Genomic DNA, 8,340 nt, shown 5'->3' with positions numbered 1-8,340 from the left:
TATCGATATGACTAACGGCCATATTATATAACTTAAAAAATGTAGTAGCAATACTACAATTTTTGTCATGCCTTATTAGTAAAAAACTATCTAGACTTGATTGCCTGTATAGTTATAGTTGTCTTAACTTAATGACATTGGCTTGATGCCTCTTTTTTTGTTTGAGATTCATTTTGGGGAAGAATAAGACAACTGTGTATTGTCAAAGAAGGTACGAATATAAAACTAAAGCAAATTAATACAGATGCATATGAAACTTGGATCGAACAATTTGAGAACAGAAATTTTCTACAATCCAGTTATGAAGGAGAAAAGATAAAAAAAGATGGCTGGGATGTACGATATCTGGCCGGTATGGAAGAAAATACGATTCAAGTCTGTGCCATGGTTGCGATCAAACCTCTAATGAAGCTGTTTTGCTATGCCTATATTCCCAGAGGGCCTTTTTATACAAACAAGGAGAATCTCAAAGAATACTATAGATTACTGCAGAACTTGAAAAAAGAAAAATGTGTGTATTTGGAAACGGATCCCTATATTCCTTTGCGACAAAGAGATGAAAACGGACAGATCGTTGAAGGCGGATGGAATCATCAGGATGTTGTAGATCTTTATCAAGAAATGGGATTTGCGCATCTTCCACTAACGCAAGGATATGATATGACAAGACAGTGTCGCTGGATGTCAATCTTACATTTAGAAGGCCAAACAAAGGAACAAGTATTCAAGGCTTTTCCTTCCAAGACCAGACAAGATATCAAAAATGCCTTGAAGTATAATATCAAAGTACGAAAACTGGAAAAAGATGAGCTTTCCATTCTGCACGACCTGGTCAGTATGACCGGAGAGAGAAGACACTTTTCTTCTTTATCTCTGGAATATTATCAGGAACAATATGAATATTTTAAGGATAAGGCCCAGGCGTATTATGCTTATCTGGATATTGACGCATATGTAGAAAACATTCAACAAAGCATAGATAAAGAAAAACAGGTAATTGAACAGGCTAAACAGAGACTGCAGGAAAACCCTCATTCTAAAAATTCACAGAATCGTTTGCACACCGCTACTTTACATTTAGAATCTTTGTATAAACGCCAGGAAGAGGCTGTACTTTTACAGAAAGAACATGGACATGAATTAGGATTGGCGGCAGCTATGTACATTTTTTATGGAAAAGAAGTGGTATATTTGATGAGTGGCTCCAATGATGCTTATAAGAAGTTTAAAGCGCCTTATGCTCTGCAGTGGACAATGATCCAAAAGGCAATTGAAGAAGGCTATACAGAGTATAATTTTTACGGCATCAGTGGATTGTTTGAGCCGGGTCAGGAAGGCTATGAGGTCTTTGATTTTAAACGAGGCTTCAATGCGGTCGTAGTCGAACTGGTAGGAAACTTTATTTTACCATTGCATACGATACTTTTTAATGTATATAAGAAAAAGAATCATTTGGATATTTAAAAGGACAGATTGCTCTGTCCTTATTTTTGTATGGCACTGTCAATGTAGCCGGCTTTGTTGCTGTCTAAGTCTTCCGGATTTCCAAAGCCATACCAGACCATGTATCCTTCATAACCGGAATCGTTGATTCCTTTGATCTGGGCTTTGATCTGATCTGGCGTTAAGTCTCCATATGCCTGTATCCAGGAACGATAGACAGGTGGATTCTCCAACTCTTTCATTTCTTTGTCTGCCAGACGAGTATATTCTTCCAATACCTTTCCAGGATCACTGCCAGGATCTTCGATTCCCATCGCTCCGGCAGAGAAATGATCGGAATAAGGCATCGGGCAGATTACATCAACACTGTTGGCAATCGCAAGATAAAACTGTCCGATATCCTGATCATCCTGTGCGACCAAAGGCCAGGCGAAGACATCGGCAGCCACATAGACATGGTAGGGCTCCAGTTCTTCCTTGGCATACTGTAAAAAGCCTTGTAAGGCAGCAGTCTTACTTTCATCATAGGTGTTTTTTAAGTCAATGGAATCCATGCTTGCACTCAATCCATCCGGAAAACGAACGTAGTCAAATTGAATTTCGTTGACACCGCAATCCGCCACTTCTTTGGCAATGGCTACATTGTACATCCAGGCTTTACGAGAATATGCACTTGGCCAATACTCATCGTTGTGAACAATGAGATTTCCGCTGTTGTCGGTAATAGATTCTTTACTGTTTTGTAAGGCAAATATTTGATCCTTAAAGGTTACGATACGACCAATAATGTAATAACCCTGATCCTGAAATTCCTTAATGAGATCTTTTAATTCATCCATAGAAGCTAATACATTGGATTTTGCCTGCTTTGGATCGTTTAAATATTCATCTGCCGCTTTTGAATCATACCACAGGTAGCCGGCATCTCCTTTTAATTCCACAACATAGGCATTGACACCGGTCTCTTTATTCAAGTTTAAATAATATTCTTTATTCTGGATCATATTCTCTAATGAGATATGAACCGCATTGCAGTTGGTCAATAATGAATTGTCTTCATACTTGGCAGTTTGCGTTGGCTTATAATCGATTTGGTCGATATAGGCATCCTTAGAGTATCCTTCACCATAATATTCATCCCAATAGGTTGAATATGTTATATCTGTATTCCAGTTTTTTGTAGATAAATCTTTATCGGTTTCTACGTATTTTCCGTTCAACCAATATTTCTTTCCGTCTTTTTCTATTTGATACCATCGAATTTCTCCGGTCGTTTGATCAAGATCGTCAAGATCTACCTTTGTGACCTGAACACTTTCTCCTTTTTTTACGATTTCATCGCATAAAGGACCATCTTTTTTCTCACGCAGATTGATCAATCGTCTTGGATAGACAGTATCAATCTGGATGCATTCCTCCAATGTGTTTTTTAAATAACGGTTATCCAGGGAGATTTGCATGCCTTCATACTGGAAAGTAGATTCCTTTTCTTTTTTCTCGGACAGGCGAACTGCTGTACCGCGAGGAATTCTGAATTTCTTTTCGGCAGCTTCACCGTCAACGATATAAGGTACGCTGACTTGCAGCGTGTTTTCTTTGCTGTAGATATAGCGGATAGGATGGATCGCATTATAGAGGCCTGAGGAAATCGCTGTGATACAGGATACCAAAAAAACAGCGGCAATCAATGCTCCACCGATCCGAATCAGGGCACCGGCTCTAAGTTTTCTCTTTTTCATCAGAAGAACAATATCATAATTGGTAAAAAAAAGTCAATTTTGGTCCAAAATCCACAACTTATCCCCACTTTTTGATGGAAATATACGATAAAGTCTGCCCGATCAAGGCGCCACATGTATCAATCATGACATCGGTAAACTGCGCAGATCGTCCGGCGATAAAAAACTGATGAAATTCATCGCTGCAGGCATAGAGAAAACAAAGCATTAGACTCAATCCAAAAGCCCATTTGGAATGAGGTTCTTTAAAAGAGCGATATACACAAAAGCCTAAAACCATATAAATGGTAAAATGAGCCAGCTTGCGAATCAAGAAACGGGCTGTATCTTCCTGCAGAAATGGAAGCAGGAATAAAAAGGAATCGCTTTGCAGGGTAGATTGACTGGCATTTCTGCCGGAAAACCAGAAGATCAATAAGGCAATTGCCAAACTGGCCCATCGCCATTTAATGTGCTTTGACATGTTGAAGAAGCAGCAGATTTCGGGCTTTTAAATAATCGCTGTCGCAAAAACGATTGATGGTTTTGATTGTATGAAACTCAAAGTATTTTTGAAGATCGGCATCATCAATGATGATATAGGAATCGATATGATGTTTATCAATATATTCCTGTATGACTTGAAAACGAGGTGTGGATTTTCGCGTTGTACCGATAAATGCCTGTTCCAGATGCAGGATCTTAAAAAGATAATAAAGCTCATGCTTAGAATAAATTAATCGCCAGGAGCTTGTTAAAACGATACGGGCATCAAATTCATCCACCAGATTCTTTAAAAGGGTGCAGGCATTTTGATCAAAGCCATAATAAACAAGGTTGGTAAAATAAATATTCAATTTTAAAAATTCAGGATCATGATAGAGTTTGGCCAGTTCTTGATTTAAATGATGATCAAGAGCAGAACTGTTACTGGTTTTTAAGGGATGTAATACTCCGTCAATGTCCAAAAAGATAATAGGATGCATAGACTCCTCCTGCCCTTATTGTACAAAATACAAAAGTCAGGGACAAGATATGATACAATGAAAGACAAAAGGAGGCTTCCTTATGAAACAAAAAGTTGTTCTGGTCACCGGTATGTCAGGTGCCGGAAAATCCAGTGCCATGAATGCTTTGGAAGATATGGGATATTATTGTATCGATAACTTTCCAAAAGAGCTTTTACCAAATTTAGAAACATTACTGGAAAAAGAAGATCATTATCAGTATGTTGCGTTATCTGTTAGTGCCATCGATTATTTAGATTTTGTGACGTATTTTAAAAATATGCCGGAACCTGTATCTATCGTTTTTCTGGATTGCAGTGATGAAGAGCTGCTGCTTCGTTATCGTTTTACCCGACGACATCATCCGATGATTGCCATAGGCAAAGCGACAACAATCGAAGAAGCTATCGAAATGGAAAGAGATTTATTTGATCATTTACAAGATAGTGCTCCGGATATGATCCATATTGATACGACAAAGATCACACCGACATCTTTGGCTAGTCGCATTCGTCATCGCTTTAAGATGCAGGAAAAAAGTCAGTTTACCTTGACGTTTCAATCGTTTGGCTTTAAACATGGTGTTCCTCTAGATGCAGATATGGTCATCGATGTACGTTTTTTGCCCAACCCGTTTTATGAACCCGAGTTGCGGGATAAGACCGGTAATCAAAAAGAAGTCTATAACTATGTCATGGAGAAGCCGGAAACTCAGGATTTTATCGTTCGGTTAAAAAATTACACAGATTTTGTTTTTGAAAGCTATGATCACCAAAATAAAAACCATATGATCGTTGCGATAGGCTGTACCGGTGGACAGCATCGTTCCGTATCCATATGTAACTGGTTATATGATATATATAAGGATACGTATCGTTGTTTTAAATCCCATCGGGATATAGGAGTGGATGAAGAATGAAAAATATCGTAGTCATTGGTGGTGGAACCGGACTTTCCAGCATGCTTATGGGAATGAAAAGTATTCAGAATGCCAATATTACCGCTATTGTAACGGTGGCGGATGATGGCGGAAGTACCGGTCGTATCCGAGATATTTATAATGTACCGGCAGTCGGGGATATCCGTCATGTGCTTTGTGCGATGGCACAGGATGATGAAAATCACTTGTTCAGCGATCTGATGAATTATCGATTTGAAGGGGATAAAGATATTGGTGGGCATAATCTGGGAAACTTGATCTTTTTAGCTTTGATGAATCTGACAGGTTCTTTTATTGGTGCCATTCAGGCCATCAGCAAGGTTTTGAAGGTTAAAGGAACGATCGTACCCAGTACACTGGATATTGTAACCTTGTATGCGATGATGAAGGATGGAACGCTGGTCCGGGGAGAAAAAAACATTCCTACATTGGATAACAGTATCGATCACGTGTTTTATCAAAAGAAAGTCACTCCGTATTTGCCGGCCATTCAAGCCATTGAAAATGCGGATATTCTAATTTACGGGATTGGTTCGCTATATACATCGATCATGCCCAATTTGATCATAAAAGAGATTTCAGAGGCAATTCAAAGAACGACATGTCCGCATATTTATTTCTGTAATGCGATGTCACAGCCTGGAGAAACGGATAACTACAGCATGGAAGATCACATCCGTGCTATTGAAAAACATGCGTTTAAAAATCCGGTGGATCTTGTCGTGGTTGATCAAAGTTATATCCCACAATCCATTCTGGATAAGTATGCGCATATGAACTCATATCCGATTCAGGTGCAGGAAAAGGAGCATTCGTATCAGATTTTAAAACGAAACATGATTTATTTTGATGAAAAGGGGCGTATTCGTCATGATCCCAAAGCTGTTCGGGAAGTCGTAGAAGAAATTTTAAAGGCTCTTTAGAATACAATTAAAAATCTCATGGTATAATAACTAGCGCAAAAAAAGGAGGTTTGGCATGTCATTTACAAGCGAGGTAAAAAAACAGATCTGTGATGATGTACTGGATACAAGTGCTGCCAAAGCACAGCTTTGTGCTCTGTTACAAATGCGGGCCTCTTTGCATATGAACTGGCAGGGGATGTACTTATCGTTTCAAACCGAAAATGCGACGATTGCCAAGCATGTCTTTCAAAGAATGAAAGAGTTGTATCAGGTGGATCCTCGTCTTTCTGTTCTGCGAAAAATGCAGTTAAAAAAGAACAATGTCTATCGTATTCAAGTCTATGACAAGGCGCAGACAATTCTCTCGGATCTAAAGATTTTGACGGAAAGTGGCCTGCATTTTGCACCACCGATCCAATATACACGTTCAGAGAAAAACGCTCGTGCCTATCTTCAGGGATGTTTTTTAGCCGGTGGCAGCATCAACGATCCTAAAACGACAAATTATCATTGTGAGATCAGTACACATGAAGAACAGATGGCCCAAAGCATTCAAAAGATGATGCAGCGATTTTATTTGCCGGCCAAGACCATACGCCGAAAGAATGCGTATATCGTCTATCTAAAAGCCGGTGACAAAATTGCCGATTTCTTAAAGCTCTGTAACGCATCCCAGGCTTTGTTCGACTTTGAGGATTCACGAATTCAGCGTGATTTCTACAACAATTTAAAGCGTCTGGATAATTGTGAGCTGGCTAATGAAATGAAGGCGTTAAAAGCAGGAAAAAAACAGTTGGATTATATATATGCATTGGAACAAAATGAGAATAAGGTTGAGATTTCTTCCAAGATACGACATGTGATGGAAATACGGAAGAAATTCCCGGAAGCCAGTATGAATGAGCTGTGTGAACAATGTTATCTGGCGTATGGTGAGATCATTTCCAAATCGGGGATGAAGCATCGTCTGGGAAAAATCAAAGAAATGGCAAAGCCGTTTTTGGAGGATGCAGATGCGTAAACTAGGATGGATTATGATGTGTCTGTTGGTATTGACGGGTTGTTCTGGTCCCTTGCTGCAAAGACAGACATTTACGGTTGAATTAGGGCAGGATATTTATGCCAATGCGGCCTTATATATTAAGAATGCGCAAAATTATCCAACGGATGACTGGGAAGTGGAGGCCAAAAGCTCCGGTGTTGTGAAGGCACAAAATCGTTTTACTTCCGAGAATATGGATTATCTGGTGGTTGGAGTGTATGATTTTGTGATCCATGCGGGAAATCGGGATATCGATTTTTCCATTTCCGTAAAAGATACGCAACCGCCAACGATATTATCCTGTCCGACAGAAATCGATATTTCGGCAGGACAAAGCATAGATTGGTCGGCTTATATCAAAGCCAGTGATTTAAGTGGAGTTTCATTTTCAACGACATCGGATTTTAATGCTTCAGCTGCCGGATCGCAGGATGTATCAGTACGCGTATCCGATCGTTTTGGCAATGCGGTAACACGAGAAGTCCATGTCAATGTAACATAAGGAGATAGAGATGTATTTAGAAATGTTTTTAGGATTGGTAATTCCTTTTTTGGGAACGATGTTGGGAGCAGCGGTCGTTTTCTTCTTAAAAAAAGGTGTGCCGCCACTGATTGAAAAATTTATGCTTGGCTTTGCGGCCGGTGTTATGATCGCAGCCAGTGTCTTCAGCTTATTATTGCCGGCGATGGAAGAAGTTGAACGCCTACATCAAAGCAGCTGGCTGGTGACATCCGTTGGTTTTTTGTTGGGAATCTTCTTTTTATTGGTGTTAGATGAAGTAATACCGCATATACATGTAGATTCGGATCAGGAAGAAGGAATCCATACTTCCTGGAAGAAAACTACAAAGCTATTCTTTGCGATGACATTGCATAATATTCCCGAAGGGATGTCATTAGGCATCGTTTTTGCCGGATTATACAGTGCCGATACGGCCTTGACCATTGAAGGGGCTTTGGCGCTTTCAATGGGAATTGCCATTCAAAACTTTCCGGAAGGAGCCGTTATATCTTTGCCGTTACATTCACAGGGAATGTCCAGGATGAAATCATTTCTTTTAGGAACCGCTTCGGGCATCGTAGAACCGATTGGTGCGTTTTTGACGATCTTGTTTTCGGCGGTCTTGCAGCCGGTTTTGCCCTGGTTGTTAGCGTTTGCGGCCGGAGCTATGGTCTATGTCTGTGTAGAGGAGCTGATTCCGCAATCCCAGCACGGGCAGCATTCGAATATTGCCACGATTGCCTTTGCGATTGGTTTTGCCTGCATGATGATCCTGGATACGGC

The 8,340-nt window shown here is 39.9% G+C and carries 9 protein-coding genes; 6 read left to right on the top strand and 3 right to left on the bottom strand.

Annotated features, from left to right (window positions below; translation table 11 throughout):
• The first annotated feature begins 183 nt into the window (after positions 1-183).
• Positions 184-1,464, top strand: a complete 1,281-nt coding sequence (locus U0M88_RS06385) for a peptidoglycan bridge formation glycyltransferase FemA/FemB family protein (RefSeq protein ID WP_331869268.1) — start codon at positions 184-186, stop codon at positions 1,462-1,464.
• A gap of 20 nt (positions 1,465-1,484) precedes the next feature.
• On the opposite strand, the gene U0M88_RS06380 is transcribed toward U0M88_RS06385, so the two are convergent.
• The 3 genes from U0M88_RS06380 to U0M88_RS06370 are packed head-to-tail and all read right to left on the bottom strand — an operon-like array spanning position 1,485 to position 4,147.
• On the bottom strand, positions 1,485-3,182 hold the full coding sequence (locus U0M88_RS06380) for a putative glycoside hydrolase (RefSeq protein WP_331869267.1): 1,698 nt from the start codon (positions 3,180-3,182) through the stop codon (positions 1,485-1,487).
• A 58-nt stretch (positions 3,183-3,240) separates the two neighbouring features.
• The gene (locus U0M88_RS06375; RefSeq protein WP_117445610.1) at positions 3,241-3,645 is read right to left on the bottom strand and encodes a VanZ family protein; all 405 of its coding nucleotides are present in this window, start codon (positions 3,643-3,645) and stop codon (positions 3,241-3,243) included.
• Positions 3,629-4,147 (bottom strand): HAD domain-containing protein, encoded by a 519-nt coding sequence (locus U0M88_RS06370; protein ID WP_303970927.1) that lies wholly within the window; start codon positions 4,145-4,147, stop codon positions 3,629-3,631. Before U0M88_RS06370 ends, U0M88_RS06375 begins: the two co-directional genes overlap by 17 nt.
• 82 nt (positions 4,148-4,229) lie before the next feature.
• Between U0M88_RS06370 and rapZ the strand changes: the two genes are divergently transcribed.
• The 5 genes from rapZ to U0M88_RS06345 all read left to right on the top strand — a co-directional run.
• Positions 4,230-5,087, top strand: coding sequence for an RNase adapter RapZ (rapZ, locus tag U0M88_RS06365; RefSeq protein WP_117445613.1), 858 nt, complete (start codon positions 4,230-4,232; stop codon positions 5,085-5,087).
• Positions 5,084-6,031 carry a gluconeogenesis factor YvcK family protein gene (locus U0M88_RS06360; RefSeq protein ID WP_331869266.1) on the top strand — a complete coding sequence of 316 codons (948 nt, stop codon included), beginning with the start codon at positions 5,084-5,086 and terminating at the stop codon, positions 6,029-6,031. Before rapZ ends, U0M88_RS06360 begins: the two co-directional genes overlap by 4 nt.
• A gap of 55 nt (positions 6,032-6,086) precedes the next feature.
• Positions 6,087-7,034, top strand: a complete 948-nt coding sequence (gene whiA, locus U0M88_RS06355) for a DNA-binding protein WhiA (RefSeq protein WP_117445615.1) — start codon at positions 6,087-6,089, stop codon at positions 7,032-7,034.
• Positions 7,027-7,557: a hypothetical protein gene (locus U0M88_RS06350; protein ID WP_331869265.1), complete on the top strand. Its 531-nt coding sequence runs from the start codon at positions 7,027-7,029 to the stop codon at positions 7,555-7,557. Before whiA ends, U0M88_RS06350 begins: the two co-directional genes overlap by 8 nt.
• A gap of 10 nt (positions 7,558-7,567) precedes the next feature.
• The coding region (locus U0M88_RS06345; protein WP_331869264.1) for a ZIP family metal transporter at positions 7,568-8,340 on the top strand (773 nt) is incomplete at its 3' end.

It is taken from the genome of Faecalicoccus sp. (assembly GCF_036552745.1).
GTDB lineage: Bacteria > Bacillota_I > Bacilli_A > Erysipelotrichales > Erysipelotrichaceae > Faecalicoccus.
The sequence above is the reverse complement of the archived record's forward strand: the minus strand, read 5'-3'. Positions and strand labels throughout refer to the sequence as shown.